This window comes from Streptomyces roseoviridis (assembly GCF_039535235.1).
In the GTDB taxonomy this organism is placed as follows: Bacteria; Actinomycetota; Actinomycetes; order Streptomycetales; family Streptomycetaceae; genus Streptomyces; species Streptomyces roseoviridis.
This window is the reverse complement of the sequence record NZ_BAAAWU010000001.1, coordinates 6,416,258-6,432,831: the sequence shown is the minus strand read 5'-3', so window position 1 is coordinate 6,432,831 and position 16,574 is coordinate 6,416,258. Positions and strand designations below refer to the sequence as shown.

Annotated in this window: 16 protein-coding genes and 1 riboswitch; of the genes, 4 read left to right on the top strand and 12 right to left on the bottom strand. The window is 72.1% G+C overall.

The genetic code is table 11. The features are described 5' to 3' along the window. Positions 1-147: 147 nt before the first annotated feature. Positions 148-768: a PadR family transcriptional regulator gene (locus ABD954_RS29085; RefSeq protein ID WP_345490438.1), complete on the bottom strand. Its 621-nt coding sequence runs from the start codon at positions 766-768 to the stop codon at positions 148-150. A 184-nt stretch (positions 769-952) separates the two neighbouring features. Here ABD954_RS29085 and ABD954_RS29080 point away from each other — a divergent pair, with 184 nt between their 5' ends. Then, positions 953-1,762: a PhzF family phenazine biosynthesis protein gene (locus ABD954_RS29080; protein WP_345490436.1), complete on the top strand. Its 810-nt coding sequence runs from the start codon at positions 953-955 to the stop codon at positions 1,760-1,762. Between the two features lie 63 nt (positions 1,763-1,825). On the opposite strand, the gene ABD954_RS29075 is transcribed toward ABD954_RS29080, so the two are convergent. Both ABD954_RS29075 and ABD954_RS29070 read right to left on the bottom strand, forming a co-directional pair. Beyond that, positions 1,826-2,617 carry a CPBP family intramembrane glutamic endopeptidase gene (locus ABD954_RS29075; RefSeq protein ID WP_345490434.1) on the bottom strand — a complete coding sequence of 264 codons (792 nt, stop codon included), beginning with the start codon at positions 2,615-2,617 and terminating at the stop codon, positions 1,826-1,828. Between the two features lie 91 nt (positions 2,618-2,708). Further along, on the bottom strand, positions 2,709-4,226 hold the full coding sequence (locus tag ABD954_RS29070) for a glutamate-cysteine ligase family protein (protein WP_345490432.1): 1,518 nt from the start codon (positions 4,224-4,226) through the stop codon (positions 2,709-2,711). 487 nt (positions 4,227-4,713) lie between these two features. Between ABD954_RS29070 and ABD954_RS29065 the strand changes: the two genes are divergently transcribed. Next, positions 4,714-5,325, top strand: coding sequence for a hypothetical protein (locus tag ABD954_RS29065; RefSeq protein WP_345490430.1), 612 nt, complete (start codon positions 4,714-4,716; stop codon positions 5,323-5,325). Between the two features lie 300 nt (positions 5,326-5,625). After that, positions 5,626-5,832 (top strand): DUF5999 family protein, encoded by a 207-nt coding sequence (locus tag ABD954_RS29060; RefSeq protein ID WP_345490428.1) that lies wholly within the window; start codon positions 5,626-5,628, stop codon positions 5,830-5,832. Between the two features lie 104 nt (positions 5,833-5,936). Here the strand turns inward: ABD954_RS29060 and gcvP are convergent, their stop codons facing one another. Continuing rightward, complete coding sequence (gene gcvP, locus ABD954_RS29055) at positions 5,937-8,822, bottom strand: aminomethyl-transferring glycine dehydrogenase (RefSeq protein WP_345490426.1); 2,886 nt, start codon at positions 8,820-8,822, stop codon at positions 5,937-5,939. A gap of 177 nt (positions 8,823-8,999) precedes the next feature. Next, a riboswitch (glycine riboswitch) is annotated at positions 9,000-9,098 on the bottom strand. Positions 9,099-9,211: 113 nt separating this feature from the next. On the opposite strand from gcvP, the gene ABD954_RS29050 reads away from it, so the two are divergent. After that, on the top strand, positions 9,212-9,586 hold the full coding sequence (locus tag ABD954_RS29050; RefSeq protein ID WP_345490424.1) for a PRC-barrel domain-containing protein: 375 nt from the start codon (positions 9,212-9,214) through the stop codon (positions 9,584-9,586). Positions 9,587-9,633: 47 nt separating this feature from the next. On the opposite strand, the gene ABD954_RS29045 is transcribed toward ABD954_RS29050, so the two are convergent. From ABD954_RS29045 to ABD954_RS29010, 8 genes are all read right to left on the bottom strand, one after another. After that, positions 9,634-11,058, bottom strand: coding sequence for a DNA polymerase IV (locus ABD954_RS29045; RefSeq protein ID WP_345490422.1), 1,425 nt, complete (start codon positions 11,056-11,058; stop codon positions 9,634-9,636). A gap of 83 nt (positions 11,059-11,141) precedes the next feature. Continuing rightward, complete coding sequence (locus ABD954_RS29040) at positions 11,142-11,765, bottom strand: MerR family transcriptional regulator (protein ID WP_345490420.1); 624 nt, start codon at positions 11,763-11,765, stop codon at positions 11,142-11,144. A 237-nt stretch (positions 11,766-12,002) separates the two neighbouring features. After that, the gene (locus ABD954_RS29035) at positions 12,003-12,476 is read right to left on the bottom strand and encodes a bifunctional nuclease family protein (RefSeq protein ID WP_265866874.1); all 474 of its coding nucleotides are present in this window, start codon (positions 12,474-12,476) and stop codon (positions 12,003-12,005) included. Between the two features lie 53 nt (positions 12,477-12,529). Continuing rightward, positions 12,530-13,273 carry a transcriptional regulator FtsR gene (ftsR, locus tag ABD954_RS29030; RefSeq protein WP_345490415.1) on the bottom strand — a complete coding sequence of 248 codons (744 nt, stop codon included), beginning with the start codon at positions 13,271-13,273 and terminating at the stop codon, positions 12,530-12,532. Positions 13,274-13,301: 28 nt separating this feature from the next. Next, positions 13,302-14,264 (bottom strand): FHA domain-containing protein, encoded by a 963-nt coding sequence (locus ABD954_RS29025; RefSeq protein WP_345490413.1) that lies wholly within the window; start codon positions 14,262-14,264, stop codon positions 13,302-13,304. A 61-nt stretch (positions 14,265-14,325) separates the two neighbouring features. Beyond that, positions 14,326-15,303, bottom strand: coding sequence for a DUF881 domain-containing protein (locus tag ABD954_RS29020; protein ID WP_345490411.1), 978 nt, complete (start codon positions 15,301-15,303; stop codon positions 14,326-14,328). Positions 15,304-15,308: 5 nt separating this feature from the next. Then, positions 15,309-15,641 (bottom strand): small basic family protein, encoded by a 333-nt coding sequence (locus ABD954_RS29015; RefSeq protein WP_015032176.1) that lies wholly within the window; start codon positions 15,639-15,641, stop codon positions 15,309-15,311. Then, positions 15,638-16,564 (bottom strand): DUF881 domain-containing protein, encoded by a 927-nt coding sequence (locus ABD954_RS29010; RefSeq protein WP_345490409.1) that lies wholly within the window; start codon positions 16,562-16,564, stop codon positions 15,638-15,640. Before ABD954_RS29010 ends, ABD954_RS29015 begins: the two co-directional genes overlap by 4 nt. Positions 16,565-16,574: the final 10 nt, after the last annotated feature.

Here is a 16,574-nt window from a genome sequence, read left to right as displayed (position 1 = left end):
GTGCGGCGACGGCTCGTTCGGCGACGGCTCGCACGGCGTCGGCTCCGCGAGCGCCGGTCGAGACGACGCAGCCCTCACGGCGAACGCCCACATGACGAAGGGCCCCGCGGCACGTGTGCCGCGGGGCCCTTCGTACGCCGCTCGGGCTCAGTGCTCGTCGGCGAGGATCAGATACAGCTTCTTGCGGGCCTCGGTGATGACCTCGACGGCCTTCTGCCGCTGCTCGGCGCTGCCGGTCTTCCAGACCTGGCCGAACGCCTCCATCAGACCGAAGCCGGCCTGCCGGACCTCGTTGAGGGCCTCCCAGTCGACGCCGCGCCCGGCCTCCTCCCACGGAGCCTCCGGCCCCGCCTCCGCCTCCGCGCGCCCGTCGTCGGTGAGCGTGAACAGCTTCTTGCCGCCGTCGTTCCGGCTGGCGATCAGGCCCTCGTCCTCCAGCATCTGGAGGGTCGGGTAGACCGAGCCGGGACTGGGCTTCCAGGCCCCGCCGCTGCGCTCGCCGATCTCCTGGATCATCTCGTAGCCGTGCATCGGGCGGTCCTTCAGCAGGGCCAGGATCGAGGCGCGCACATCGCCGCGCCGCGCCCGGCCGCGGCCACCGCCGCGCCCGCCCCGGCCGCCGAAGCCGCCGCCCCAGGGGCCGCCGCCGAAGGGTCCCGGCCCGAAGGGGCCGAAGGCGGCGCGCCGCCCCTCGAACTCCCCACGAGGGCCGGGTCCGCAGGAGCCGCCACCGTGTCCGTGCCGGTGCTCGTGTCCATGTGTACGCATCGCAACGCTCCTTCCATCGGGATTCCATCGTTGTACTGTCGCGATGCCTCAACGATATATCGGAACTCTTCTTACGACAACCCCCCGGGCCCCACCGCGCCGGTCCCCGCCCCGCGGCCGACCGGTCCAGCACTCCCGAATTGGCCTTGGCCTGCCGTTTTCCGCTTCCGGTACGTTCCGGCTCATGCGGATTCGAATCGTCGACGCCTTCACCGACCGACCCTTCTCCGGCAACCCGGCCGGAGTCCTGCTCCTCGACTCCTTCCCGGAGGACGCCTGGCTCCAGAAGGTGGCCGCCGAGGTCAACCTCTCGGAGACCGCCTTCGCCCACCCGCTGCCGCCGGGCGGCGAGGCGGACTGGGCCCTGCGCTGGTTCACCCCCACCACCGAGGTCGACATGTGCGGCCACGCCACCCTCGCCACCGCCCACGTCCTGCACAGCGAGGGCGTCGCGACCGGCACCGTCCGCTTCGCCGCCCGCTGCGGCGTCCTGCTCGCCACGGCCGAGCCGGACGGGACGATCACCCTGGACTTCCCGACCTCCTCGCTGACCCCGGTCCCGGTCCCCGAGGGCCTGGCCAAGGCGCTGGGCGCCGAACCCGTCGCCGTCCACGACACCGCGGCCCACATCGGCGACCTGGTCGTCGAGCTCGAGGACGAGACGACGGTGCGCGGCCTCGCTCCGGACTTCGCGGCCCTGAAGGTGCTCTCCGAGCGGGGCGTCATCGCGACCGCCCGCGCGGACCGCCCCGACGGCGCCTACCAGTTCGTGTCGCGCGGCTTCTTCCCCGCCGTCGGCATCGACGAGGACCCGGTGACCGGCAGCGCCCACACCGCCCTCGCCCCCTACTGGGCCGCCCGCTTCGGCCGCGACGAGCTGACCGGCTTCCAGGGCGGCGCCCGCACCGGCATCGTCCGCACCCGGCTGCGGGGCGAGCGCACCCACCTCAACGGCCACGCCGTGACCGTCATCGACGGCGAGCTGCGCGCCTGACGGCACCGCCACACGACGAAGGGGCGTACGGCCGATGCCGCACGCCCCTTCCGCTTCCCCCGTTCACGGGGTGGGCAGCCACCCCACCTTCCCGGCCAGCAGCCCGTATCCGACGAAGGCCACGATGTCGAGCAGCGCGTGCGCGACCACCAGCGGTCCCACCCGCCCCCAGCGCCGGTACAGCCACACGAACACCACGCCCATGACCACGTTGCCGACGAAACCGCCGATCCCCTGGTAGAGGTGGTACGAGCCGCGCAGCACCGCGCTCGCCACGAGCGAGGCCGTCGCCGACCAGCCGAGCCCGTCGAGCCTGCGCAGCAGATAACCGACGACGATCACCTCCTCCACGACGGAGTTCTGGATCGCCGAGAGGATCAGGACCGGATACTTCCACCACACGTCCGGCAGCGACTCGGGCACCACCGTGAGGTTGAACCCGGCCGCGCGCACCGCCAGATAGAAGGCGAGGCCCGCGCTGCCGATCCCGGCCGCCACCAGCGCCCCGCGCCCGAGGTCCGGCCACGGCCGGGTCCGGTCGAAGCCGATCGCCCGCAGTCCGCGCACCCCGGCGCCCTCGCGCAGCAGCAGATGGGCGACCAGGGCGACCGGCACCAGCGCGGTCGCGATGCCGAAGAGCTGCCAGGCCAGGTCGAGCCAGGGCCGCCCGGGCGCGTACGAGCCGTTGAGCGTGGCCGCCTGCTCCTTCAGCGCACCCGGCCGGGTCAGCGCGCCGATGAAGCTGATGAGCGAGGACACCGCGCTCGCGCCGAGCGACAGCGCGAGCACCAGCAGCGTCTCGGAGCGCAGGATCCGGCGCGGCGGCCCGTCCGGCGGCAGGGAAGCGTCCCTCACTCGATGCTCCGACACCACACCTGTCTCCCATTCCCCATCGCTTGCCGGGTACGGGAACCCTACCCACGGCGCCGGCGCCTCCGCGCCGCGCCTAGGAGACCGGCGGCCCCTCCCCGATGCCCACCGGCCAGGTGTGCACCGGCTCGCCCGTGTGCATCAGCTCGCGGTAGCGGCGGGTGGTGGCCGCCAGGGCCTCGGGGCGGTCGAGTCCGGACTCCAGGGCCCCGTGGAAGGTGTCGGCCTGCCAGGAGGCGCCGTTCACCCGCCGCCGGCAGCGCTCCTCGATCACCCCGAGGTAGAAGTCACGGTCGGCCCGCTCGACGTGCCAGGCGTCGAGACCGGCCGCCGCCAGCGGGAGCAGTTCGTCCAGGACGAGCTTGACCGCGGGGACGGTCGCGACGCCGCCGGAGCGTCCGGGGCGGGGCCAGCGCAGCTCGGCGTCGATGCCGTGGCGGCACGCGGTGTCGAAGTTGTGGTCGGCGTCCTCGAAGGCCATCCGCTTCCAGACGGGCCGGGACTCCTCGGCGAGCGCCCGCACGAGTCCGTAGTAGAAGGCGGCGTTGGCGATGACGTCGGTGACCGTCGGCCCGGCCGGAAGCACCCGGTTCTCCACCCTGAGGTGCGGGACGCCGTCGACCCAGCCGTACACCGGGCGGTTCCAGCGGTAGACGGTGCCGTTGTGCAGGACCAGCTCGTGCAGGTGGGGCACCCCGCCCTCGTCCAGGACCCGCAGCGGGTCCTCGTCCTCGCAGATCGGCAGGAGGGCGGGGAAGTAGCGCAGGTTCTCCTCGAACAGGTCGTAGACCGAGTCCACCCAGCGCTCCCCGAACCAGGTGCGCGGCCGCACCCCCTGGGCCTGGAGCTCGGGCGGCCGGGTGTCGGTGGCCTGGAGGAAGAGGGGCGGCCGGGACTCGCGCCACAGTTCCCGTCCGAAGAGGAAGGGCGCGTTGGCGCCGACGGCGATCTGCACGCCGGCGATCGCCTGCGCCGCGTTCCACACCGCGGCGAAGCGGGGCGGGGTGACCTGGAGGTGCAGCTGCACCGATGTGCAGGCGGCCTCGGGCACGATCGAGGCGGAGGTGCAGTGCAGCCGCTCGACGCCGTGGATGTCGAGGGTGAAGTCCTCCCCGCGGACGGCGAGGATCTGGTCGTTGAGGAGGGTGTAGCGGTCGGCGGCGGAGAGGTTGGAGAGGACCGCGTCGTCCTGGGTGAGGGTCGGCAGTATTCCGATCATCACGACTCCGGCGCCGACTTCCCGGGCCTTGCGGTCGGCATATCCGAGGCCGGTACGGAGTTCCTCCGCGAGCCGGTCGAATACATGGCCGCCGAGCCGGTGCGGGGCGATGTTCACTTCCAGGTTGAACATTCCGAGTTCCGTCTGGAAATCGGGACTGGCGATACGGTCGAGCACCGGTGCGTTCAGCATCCGGGGCCGGCCGTCCTCGCCCGCGAGATTGAGTTCGATCTCCAGGCCCATGAGATTGCGGGGCCGGTCGAACCGCTTGTCCGCGAGCAGCCGCGCGAGGGCGGCGAGGCATTGCTGGAGTTTCCTGCGGTAGCGCTGCCGGTCGGACGGGCCGAACCCGTCGGCCACGACCTTCTCCCCCATCGAAGCGTCCCTCCCGAGTGGGCAGCCGCCACGACGGCCGCGAGCGTCACGGACGATGATGCCCCGGCGCGCTGATCCATAACGCCCTGCGGGACGTATGTGTTGGGCGTTACTCTGGTGTGGGTTCTCCACCGGCAGTACCCCCGGGCAAGGGGCAATGGACATATACCAAAGTCATATTGTCCTGTGAGTGGAGGTCGGGTTTCGGCCGACCGGCCCGGCGGGGAAGGCGCAGGCAGACGTTCCGCCGGAGGCCGGCATTCCACCGAATCACCCGGGGAATACGACCGAATGACGCCTTGTCAGGAATATCGGCGCGCTCTAGCGGAAACACTGTGTGAACACGTGTCGTATAAACTCCGCGCACGAGGCAGAGTGTTGGCGCCCGGCCATGGGACCCGTGGCCCCCCTCTCTGACCCCGTCGCTGACAGCGCCGTCGTACCTGCCCACGCTTCACCGTGTCTCCTGAGTGAGAGGCGACCCACCATGCTCCGACCCTCCCCGGCCCCCGCGTCGGCCCTCCGCAGTGTCCTCGCGGCCCTCGGATCGCCCACGGCGGTCCGCGAGCCCCGAACGCCGGCCCTGCGGGCCGCACAGGGACCGCTGAGCCCCGAACTGCCCCTGCCCGTCCACCTCCTGGGAGCCCCCGGCGTCACCGGAGCCGCCGGTGGGACAGCGCAGCAGCCGCCCAGGACCAGGCTGGCCGGCTGGCGCTTCCTCATCAGGAACGGGGACCGGGCGATCGCCGCCGCCGACACCATGCTCACCCCCGACGGCTGGTCCTTCTCCCACTTCTTCGAGGGGCCCTACGTCACGGCCACCGAGCGGGCCCTGATCCAGGCCGAGGCTCTCGTCACGCCGTACCAGCCGCGGCTGCTGTCCGTGCCGCAGCTGTACATGCTGACGCTGTGGCTGCACGCCGACACCGAGGCGGACGGGGCGAGCACCGCACCGGATCCGGAGGACCTCCTGGTGCCCCTCGCCCCCGCGCCGCCCGGCATCGCCGCCAACCGCCCCTACCGGGTCGCCGACCTCCTGCCCGTCATCGGAATGCGTCTCGCGCCGCCGCCCCTCCTCGGGTCAGCGGCGCCCGCCTGATCCACCGCACGCACCCGCGCCCCGGGACCCCCGGTCCCGGGGCGCACTGCTGTCCGAGGACGCTCCCGTTCGGACTAGCCCACTGGGACCATCCCGAACCCCCCGAAGAGGGGGGGCGGTTGACCTGAACCGCCCCTGCGGGTGATGCGTCTTCCCCGGAGAGGACGAGCTGCCGCGAAATCCCTGCGGAACGCCGTCCTTGGGGCAAGACTGGGACCGGAACCGAACCGACCTACGGGGGCGGCCATGCCAACGAAGAGCCGCAGGACATCCACTTCGACGCAGCGAAAGAACCCACCCATGTGCCAGCACCAGCCTGCCTGTCCCACCGCCGACTCCGCCGACCGGGAGGCCGCCCGGCTCGTGGCGCACCACCCGGAACAGGGATGGAGCCTGCTGTGCAACGGGGTCCTGATCTTCGAGGACACCGGTGAGCTGCTGCCGGACGGGCGGATCATCGCCCCGCACCGCCCGCTGACGGCGGCCCGGGTGACGACGGCGGCCTGACGGAGCCGTCGCACGAAGGCCGAGGGCCGGCCCGGAGAAGACTCCGGACCGGCCCTCGGTCCGTGCGCGGTGCCGGTGCGCCGTCAGACGGCGCACCCCGTGTGTCAGTTGTCGTACTCGTCCAGCGGCGGGCAGGAGCAGACCAGGTTGCGGTCGCCGAAGGCACCGTCGATCCGGCGGACCGGCGGCCAGTACTTGTCCGCGGCCGAGACACCGGCCGGGAAGACGGCCTCGTCACGGGTGTACGCGTGGTTCCACTCGCCGCCCAGCGCGGCCGCGGTGTGCGGGGCGTTGCGCAGCGGGTTGTCCTCGGCCGGCCACTCGCCGGAGCCGACCTTCTCGATCTCCGCGCGGATCGCGATCATCGTGTCGCAGAAGCGGTCGAGCTCGGTCAGGTCCTCGGACTCGGTGGGCTCGATCATCAGCGTGCCGGCCACCGGGAAGGACATCGTCGGCGCGTGGAAGCCGTAGTCGATCAGCCGCTTGGCGATGTCGTCGACGCTGACGCCGGTCGCCTTGGAGATCGGACGCAGGTCGACGATGCACTCGTGGGCGACCAGGCCGGCCGGGCCCGTGTACAGCACCGGGTAGTGCGGCTCCAGGCGCTTGGCGATGTAGTTGGCCGCGAGGACGGCGACCTGGGTGGCGCGCTTGAGGCCCTCGCCGCCCATCAGGCGCACGTACGACCAGGAGATCGGCAGGATGCCGGCGGAGCCCCACGGGGCGGCCGAGATCGGGCCGACGCCGGTCTCCGGGCCCGCGGCGGGCTGGAGCGGGTGGTTCGGCAGGTACGGGGCGAGGTGGGCGCGCACCGCGACCGGGCCGACGCCGGGGCCGCCGCCGCCGTGCGGGATGCAGAAGGTCTTGTGCAGGTTCAGGTGGGAGACGTCGCCGCCGAAGTGGCCCGGCTTGGCGAGGCCGACCAGGGCGTTGAGGTTGGCGCCGTCGACGTACACCTGGCCGCCGGCCTCGTGCACCAGGCCGCAGATCTCGGAGACGTGCTCCTCGAACACACCGTGCGTGGACGGGTAGGTGATCATCAGCACCGACAGCTCGTCGCGGTACTGCTCGATCTTGGCCCGCAGGTCCTCGACGTCGACCTCGCCGTCGTCGGCGGTCTTGACGACGACGACCTTCATGCCGGCCATCACGGCCGAGGCGGCGTTGGTGCCGTGCGCGGAGGACGGGATGAGGCAGACGGTGCGCTGGGTGTCGCCGTTGGCGCGGTGGTACGCGCGGACGGCGAGCAGACCGGCGAGCTCGCCCTGGGAGCCGGCGTTCGGCTGGAGGGAGACCTTGTCGTAGCCGGTGACCTCGGCGAGGCGCTCCTCGAGCTCGGTGATGAGGGTGAGGTAGCCCTGCGCCTGCTCCACCGGGGCGAAGGGGTGCATCTGACCGAACTCCGGCCAGGTCACCGACTCCATCTCGGTGGTCGCGTTCAGCTTCATGGTGCAGGAGCCGAGCGGGATCATGCCGCGGTCGAGCGCGTAGTCGCGGTCGGCCAGCTTGCGCAGGTAGCGCAGCATCGAGGTCTCGGAGCGGTGCGCGTGGAAGACCGGGTGGGTCAGGTACGCGTCGGTGCGCAGCGCGTCGGCGGGCAGCGCGTCCTCGGTGGCGGCGTCGAGGGTGTCGATGTCGGCGGTGACGCCGAAGGCGGTCCAGAGGGCGGCGATGTTGGCGCGGGTGGTCGTCTCGTCGCAGGACATCGACACGTGGTCGGCGTCGACGCGGTAGAGGTTCACCCCGCCCTCGCGGGCGGCGGCGACGACCGCGTCGGCGCGGCCCGGGACCCGGGCGGTGAGGGTGTCGAAGAAGGCGCCCTGGGTGAGCTCCACGCCCCCGGCGCGCAGACCGGCGGCCAGGATCGCGGCGTAGCGGTGGGTGCGGCGGGCGATCTGCTTCAGGCCGTCGGGGCCGTGGTAGACGGCGTACATGCCGGCCATGACGGCGAGGAGGACCTGGGCCGTACAGATGTTGCTGGTGGCCTTCTCGCGGCGGATGTGCTGCTCGCGGGTCTGCAGGGCCAGGCGGTAGGCCTTGTTGCCGTCGGCGTCGACGGAGACGCCGACCAGGCGGCCGGGCAGGGAGCGGGCGTGCTTGTCCTGGACGGCCATGTAGCCGGCGTGCGGGCCGCCGAAGCCCATGGGGACGCCGAAGCGCTGGGTGGTGCCGACCGCGATGTCCGCGCCGAGCGAGCCGGGCGAGGCCAGCAGGGTGAGCGCGAGCAGGTCGGCGGCGACGGTGACGATCGCGCCGAGCTCGTGGGCCTGGTCGATGACCGGCTTGATGTCGCGGATCGCACCCGAGGCACCCGGGTACTGGATCAGCACGCCGAAGACGCCGCGCTCGGCGACCTCGGCCGGGATGCCGGCGGACAGGTCGGCGACGACGACCTCGACACCGGTCGGCTCGGCACGGGTCTCGATGACGGCGATGGTCTGCGGCAGGGCGTCGGCGTCGACGAGGAACACGCCGTTCTTGACCTTGCCGACGCGGCGGGAGAGCGCCATGGCCTCGGCGGCCGCGGTGCCCTCGTCGAGGAGGGAGGCGCCGGAGGTGGGCAGGCCGGTCAGGTCGGCGACCACGGTCTGGAAGTTGAGCAGCGCCTCCAGGCGGCCCTGGGAGATCTCCGGCTGGTACGGCGTGTAGGCGGTGTACCAGGCCGGGTTCTCCATCACGTTGCGGAGGATCACCGGCGGGGTGAACGTGCCGTAGTAGCCGAGGCCGATCATCGGCGCGAGGACCTGGTTGCGGTCGGCGAGGGCGCGCAGCTCGGCCAGCACCTCGGCCTCGGTGCGGGCGGCCGGCAGGCCCAGGGCCTCGGCGTTCTTGATGACGTCCGGCACGGCCGCGGCCGTGAGCTCGTCCAGAGAGCCGTAACCGACCTGGGCGAGCATCTTGGCCCGCGCCTCGGCGTCGGGTCCGATGTGCCGCTGCTCGAAGGGGATGCCCTGCTCGAGCTCGGAGAGCGGGGTGCGGTTGGCGGTCATGTGCGGGGGCCTCCTGGTCGTCACGACCTGCGAGGGGCACCACGGCGCGGGTGCCCGGACGGCCTCCCCCTCTGTCATCCAAACCTGAGAGCTTCACCGGCCCGCCTCGCGGAGGACCGGCTTTCACCGTCGGTGAGAGCGGATGCCGTCGACGCCCGCCCTGCTTTCCAGAGTGACCTCGTCCGCGCGGTACAGGGGCCTGAGAGATTCCGGGGAGGATTTGCTCCTTCGGCGCCTCCGGAAGCTTTCTCCGGAGGACTCTCCCGCGCGGGGTCGACAGCCACAGCCAGCCTACCAGCGCCGTTCCTCCTCCCTTCGCTCAAGTGGCCGACATCCCAGATGTGCACTTTCGTAGGGGTGTAGAGCAGTTGCGACCTGTTGGAGGGACCGTGCAGACCGATATCGATCCGCGCAGCCTGATCGGCCGCAAGGCGTTCGACCGGGACGGACACAAGATCGGCACCGTGGACGAGGTGTACCTCGACGACGCCACGGGAGTCCCCGAATGGGCCGCCGTCCGCACCGGCCTGTTCAGCCGGGACGCCTTCGTCCCCCTGGAGCCGAGCGAACTGGTGGGTGACGCCCTCCACATCCCCTACGAGCGGGCCCTGATCAAGGACGCCCCCGACTTCGGCGTCGGCCGCCACCTCTCCCCGGAACAGGAACTCCAGCTCTACCGCCACTACAACCTCACGCTGCCGCCCGCGCCCCCGGACGCCCCGGACCGCGACTTCGGCCGTCTGGCGGGCCAGGAGGAGGTCTGAAGGCCACCTGAGCGCCAGGGTGCCGGCCCGCGGACCGGGCCGCCGGGTCAGGCCGCCGCGCCCGTCGCGCCGCCGGGGACGAGCGGCAGCGGATCGCAGGGCTCCAGGTCCGGCTCGTCGACCGGGAAGGTGCGTACGCGGCCGGGCGGCGAGCCCGGTTCCTCGAAGCGGACGGTGACCCGCCCCACCCCGCTGCCCTGCACCCAGCCGTGCCCGTACACGGCGTGCCGCACGTCGTGCCCCGGCGCCCAGCGCCGCTCGGCGGTCTCCGTGGCCGTCGCGGGCGCGGCCGGCACCGGGTCGGAGGGGGCCGCTTCCTCCGGTCCGTCCTCCCGCGCCCCCGCCACCGCGACCACGGGGCCGGTGCCGGCCGCGGCCCCCGCCCCGGCCGCCGCTTCCGCCTCGGCCTGCGCGAACAGGTCCTCCTGCGTGTAGTCGGCCAGTCCGCTCACCCCCACCCCCAGCAAGCGCACCCCACCCGTCGTGTCCACCAGGTCGAGCAGCCGCGCCGCCGCCTCCTTCACCACCACCGGGTCGTCCGTCGGCCCCCGCAGCGTCTCGGACCTGGTCAGCGTCGAGAAGTCGTACCGCCGCACCTTCAGGACGATCGTCCGCCCCGAGTGCCCCGAACCCCGCAGCCGCGCCACGCACCGCTCCGCCAGCCGCTCCACCTCCAGGCGGATCCGCAGCCGGTCGTGCAGGTCCACGTCGAAGGTGTCCTCCACGGAGACCGACTTGGCGTCCCGCTCGGCCACCACGGGCCGGTCGTCGTGCCCGAGGGCCATCCGGTACAGGGAGCCGCCGTGCGCCCGCCCCAGGAGCCGTACGAGCTCGTCCTCGCCCGCCTCCACCACCTCGGCGACCGTCGTGATCCCGGCCCGCCGCAGGTGCTCGCCCGTGGCCGGCCCCACCCCGGGGATGATCCGCACCGAACGCGGCCCGAGCAGCTCCCGCTCCGTCCCGGGCTCGATCAGCACCAGCCCGTCCGGCTTGGCCTCCTCCGAGGCGATCTTCGCGAGCATCTTGGACCCGGCGAGCCCCACCGACCCGGTCAGGCCGGTCGTGGCCAGGATGTCCCGGCGCAGCCGCTCGCCCGCCACGCGCGCGCTCTCCCGGTCGTCGGCCACGCCGCCGGCCTCCAGGTCGACGAAGGCCTCGTCGAGGCTGAGCGGCTCGACCAGCGGCGACAGCCGCCCGAGCAGCTCCATGACCTGCCCGCTGATCGCCCGGTAGAACGCGAAGCGGGGCACCAGATACGCCGCGTTCGGCGCGAGCCTGCGGGCCTGGGCCATCGGCATCGCCGAGTGCACCCCGAAGCGCCGTGCCTCGTACGAGGCCGTGGCGACCACACCGCGCGGCCCGAGCCCGCCCACGACCACGGGCTTTCCGCGCAGGCTCGGCTTCGACGCCTGCTCGGCTGCGGCGAAGAAGGCATCCATGTCGAGATGCAGGATCGTGGGCGCGGCTCTCACGGTTCCGATGCTGCCCTACGCCACTGACAATCGGCCCGCACACCCGTGCGAGCCGCTGGGTTCGAAAGAGGGAGACCCGAAGGTCAGACGGCCCGGTCCCGGCGCCGGCGCGCCAGCTCGTCGGCCGGATTGTGCCCGATCAGCGTCTCGCCGGTGTCCACGCGCTCGCCGTGCAGCTGCGAGAGCGCCGACTCGACGTCCCGCCACACCACGCCGACGGCGATGCCGAAGACGCCCTGGCCGCCCTGGAGCAGGTCGACGACCTCGTCCGGCGAGGAGCACTCGTAGACGGTCGCCCCGTCGCTCATCAGCGTCATGCGCTCCAGATCGCGAAAGCCCCGGGCCCGCAGGTGCTGCACCGCCGCCCGGATGTTCTGCAGCGCCACCCCGGTGTCGAGGAACCGCTTGACGATCTTGAGGACGACCACGTCCCGGAAGCTGTAGAGCCGCTGCGTCCCGGAGCCGTACGCGGGCCGCACGCTCGGCTCGACGAGCCCGGTGCGTGCCCAGTAGTCCAGCTGGCGGTAGGTGATGCCGGCCGCCGCACAGGCCGTCGGGCCGCGGTAACCGATGACGTCGGAGTCCGGGTCCGCGGCCGCGCCCTCGTCCGCGGCGAAGTCGCCCACACTGCCGTGAAGCGGATACGGGCCCTTCTCCCCGGGGGCACGCATCAGGAAGCCCCCTGCCGTACCGTCGCCGCTGCTCATCACGCCGACCCTCCGTCCTTGACCTGCCCACACGAAGGTAGGCAGTCACTCGGGGTGCGTCAACGATCGCCACACTCGGCACGCCGAGTGATAATCACCCTGAGAGTGGTTTCTCGTGCCCCACTCCGGGGAAAGGCTACTCGAATGCTCCCGGGGCGCTCTGCCGGAGACGTCCTGACGGGTGCCGGCGGCTCCCCCTGACGGGTGACCCGCGGCCGGCCCGACGGGCCGGTCCCACTACTGGTTGCCGGTCCCGAAGTCCTCCGGCGAGATCTGGTCGAGGAACTCGCGGAACTTCTCCACCTCGTCCTCCTGCTCGTCCGGAATCGCGATCCCCGCGTCGTCGAGCACCCCGTCGCTGCCGTAGATCGGCGTGCCCGTGCGCAGCGCCAGCGCTATCGCGTCGGACGGCCGGGCGCTCACCTCGACACCGCTGGCGAACACCAGCTCGGCGTAGAAGACGCCGTCCCGCAGGTCCGTGATGCGGACTTCGGTGAGCTCCTGCCCCACGGCCTCCAGGACGTCCTTGAAGAGGTCGTGCGTCAGCGGCCTGGCCGGGGCCATGCCCTGCTGCGCGAAGGCGATCGCCGTCGCCTCTCCCGGTCCGATCCAGATGGGAAGGTAGCGGTCGCCTCCCACTTCACGCAGGAGCACGATCGGCTGGTTGGAAGGCATTTCCACCCGGACACCCACAACGTCGAGCTCGTTCACACAGCAACCCTAGGACGTGCCCGACCGGTTTGGGTAGTCGGGCCGGTCCGGTATCACTGCAGACGGAGTCCCAGAGCGGTCTGCACCAGTGCCGCGTGGAGCCGTACGGACAGCCCGGCGAGCTCCTTCGCGGTCGCTTCCGCGTGGGCCCTGGTCTGGGGATTGCGGTGCCGGCGCAACGGCGCCACCATCTGCTCGACCAGCCCCGCCTCCCGGTCCGCGGCGGCCTTGACGGCCCGCAGATGCCGGGGTTCCAGGCCGAACCTCCCCAGGTCGGCCACCAGCTTGGCGACCGTGACGGTCTCGGCGTCGTAGCCGCCGCCCTCCGTCTGGGCGATCAGGCCGTACGACTCCCACTCGGCCAGCTCGGCCTCGGTCACCTCGGCGGCGGCGAGCAGCTCGGCCCGGCCGATCCGGGCCGCGGTCGGACGCTCGCCCTCGGCCTCCGGGGCCCCGTCCAGCAGGTCACGCTGGGGACTGGGCGAGGGCAGCTTGATCTGCTCGCCCCGGGCGAGGGCGTCCAGGTGCTCGCGGATCACCTTGAGCGGCAGATAGTGGTCACGCTGCATCCGCAGGATCTGGGCGAGCCGCTCCACGTCCTGCGGGCTGAACTTCCGGTACCCGGAGGCCGTCCGCCGGGGCTCGACGAGCCCCTCGGCCTCCAGGAACCGGATCTTGGAGATGGTCACTTCGGGAAACTCGTCGCGCAGCTGGCTCAGCACCGTCCCGATGCTGAACAGCCGGTCGCCCGCGGCGGCGGCGCCGAGACCGGCACCGCCCGTCGGTGTACGCAGCATGGACCTTCCCTGAAGGTTCTCCGGAGCGTCACACGCTCCGCTGGCTCGCGAAGAAGACGAGCCGGTACTTGCCGATCTGCACCTCGTCACCGTTCGAGAGCACGACCGAGTCGATCGGCTCCCGGTTGACGTACGTGCCGTTGAGGCTGCCGACGTCCGACACCGTGAAGGTGCCGTCCTGTCCGCGCCGGAACTCCACGTGGCGACGCGACACGGTCACGTCGTCCAGGAAGATGTCGCTCTGCGGGTGACGGCCGGCCGTGGTCAGCTCGCCGTCCAGCAGGAAGCGGCTGCCCGAGTTCGGTCCGCGGCGCACGATCAGCAGCGCCGAACCGGCCGGCAGTGCCTCCACGGCGGCGAGCGCCTCGGGCGACAGCGCCGGGAGCGAGGTCTGGCCGGTGACCTCCGAGTCGTAGGCCTCGAGCCCCGAGATGGAGATCGTCGAGGTCGTCTCGGAAGCCCGCTCCGGAGCCACCCCGCCGCGCAGCGGCGCACCGCAGTGGGAGCAGAAGCGGCTGTCCGCCGTATTGCGGTGACCGCACCTCGTACACACCGGCATGGACGCGTCCTCCTGCCGCGGCTGCCCCGCGGAGGTCTGGGTCGCATACGGATCGGGGACGAACCCTCCACCCGTACTCGAGGCTGATGGTTCTCCGAAACCTATGCGCGCGGCACCGGCAGGGTCAACAGAAGACGCGCCCTGTGTGCCCGGAATGTCACCACCCTGGCCACCGACCTCGTCACGGAAGAGCGGGCGTTCGACGCCCTGTTCCTCACCCTGCGCGTGGCGCGGCGCGCGATGCTTGGCGTTGCCGCCGTCCTCGCGTCCGCTCTTGCCGAACAACTTCGCAAACAACTTCACGGGCGATTCCCCTTGACCGAAACAGACCCGCCCGTGGGGCAGGACGAACCCTGACTGAACACACCTGCCGACCCGGACATCTTCACAACGTCCGTGGCCACTCGACAGTTTCCACCACGCACCACCCATGTGGTGCGGCGACCCCCCGCAAGGTCATGCCCTTGCCGCGCGACCGTCATCGACCCCCGCCTCACTGCGAGGACGACCGAGCGTAGTCAGGCCGCTTCGCAGGTCGCAAGGCGTCGACGACGATCTTCCCGGAACGCTGCACCGTGGCCGTGGCCTGCTCCTTCTCCAACGTCTGGACGACACCGCCGGGGATGTTGAGCGCGGGCTCGAGATCCTCCGGCTTCCCGATGACCTTGAAGACGTACGGAGCGGCCACCTGCGTTCCATCGATCTGAAGATCGCGCCCGCTGCCCGAGAAAAAGCTGTCGGCCACCACGCGCACGTCGTTGACCTGGATCGCCTCCGCGCCCGCCGCCCGCAGCTCCTGGATGGCGTCGAGCAGCATGTCCGACTCGATGGCACCGGTGGAGTCCGTGATCGTCAGCGTGATCCCCGGCCCCTCGGCGGCCACCGTGCCGGCCAGGATCCCGAGCTGCCGCTCCTTCTCCTGGGTCTGCCTGCGCGCCTCCTCGGCCTGGTCCGAGCTGGACTCCAGCTCCGAGCGCTGGCTCTCCAGACGGGTCTTCTCGTCCTCCAGGCGCTGCGTGCGGTCGTCGAGCTCGTCGAGGATGCGCACCAGGTCCTCCTGGCGGGCACCGCGCAGCGCGCTGTTGTCACTGGTCGACCGCACCTGGATGGCGAGCCCGAGACCGAGCACGAACAGCAGCAGAGCCACGACGAGTTGGGCGCGGGTCACCCGCGGCGGCCACAGGCTGGCGGCCAGCCGCTGCCGGCCGCTGACCCCCGATCCGGCCGACGCCTGGGGCTGCGGCCGGGGCCGCGGCGGCGTGGGGGGCTGCCCCTCGGACGGGGGCTGGGGTCGCGGCTGCGCCGGGGGCCGGGGCTGGGCGGGCGGCTGGGGCTGGGCGGGCGGCTGGGGCTGCGCGGGACGCGGGGGCTGCACGGGCGGCAGCGGCTCGTGCGGTCCTCGGGACTCGGGCCGCGGCTGCGGCCGGGACTCCTCCGGTTCCTGCGCCGGGTTCGTGTCGTTGTCGCTCATCGGCCTCACGCCCGGAACACGTGCCGCCGGATGGCGGCGGCGTTGGAGAAGATGCGGATGCCGAGCACGACGACCACACCGGTCGACAACTGCGCGCCCACACCCAGCTTGTCGCCGAGGAAGACGATCAGCGCCGCCACGACCACGTTGGACAGGAACGACACCACGAAGACCTTGTCGACGAAGATCCCGTCGAGCATGGCGCGCAGCCCGCCGAAGACCGCGTCGAGGGCGGCGACCACGGCGATCGGAAGATAGGGCTCGACCACCGCCGGAACCTCGGGCCGGACCAACAGTCCGACCACGACTCCCACGATCAGGCCCAGTACGGCGATCAAGATGTGCCCTTCCCTGTGTCGGCCGTGGCCCGCCCGGTGGCCTTCGCCCCGGCTCCCCTCGGCTCTGCTGTACGTACGATCAGGCTCGGCGCGGCCGGCAGACGCACGTCGCCCTCCGCCGAGATACGGGTACGGATCCCGAAGTTCTCCTGGAGCGCGTGCAGATACTGACCGTCGGCGCTGTCCTGGAACGCGGTGCTCAGCCGCTGCCCGTCGCCGACGGCGAGGATCGTGTACGGCGGCACCAGCGGCTTGTTGTCGACCAGTATGGCGTCACCCGCGGCACGGATCGCCGACAGCGCCGTCAGCCGCTGCCCGTTGATCGCGACCGCCTCCGCACCCGACTCCCACAGCCCGTTCACGACCCGCTGCATGTCCCGGTCGCGCACCCGCCCGGTGTCGGCGAAGCCACTGCTCTCCCGCGCCCCTCCGCCGCCCCCGCCGGTGCCCTTGGCATCGTCGACGACGAGCCGGACGCCCGGCCCGCGCACCGGGGTCGCGCCCGACAGCAGCGCCACGAGTTCGGCCTGGTCCCCGCCGTGCTGCTCCAGCGCCCTGCGCTGCCGCTCCCCCACCTCGTCGCGGATCCGCTCGACGTCCCGCTCCAGCCGGTCGGCCGCCGAGGTCTCCGCCTCGATCCGGTCGATCAGCTCCTGCCGCTCCTTGGCGACCACCGGCGCGGACACCCGCGCCTCGGCCGCGCCGAGCGTCACCACGGCCGCCGCGAGCACCAGACCGGCCGCGAGTCCGAGCTTGGCCCGGATCGTACGGGGCAGGCCACCGCCCTCGGCGGCGCGCCGGGCGGACGCCTCCGCGTACCCGTCGTCGAGCGCGTGGTCGATCACGTTGTTCAGCAGCGACATGGACGCGTCCGGGCGCGGAGGGGGCGTTTCTGTGCTCCGAACGGGGGGCTGCTGCGACATGCCGCACATC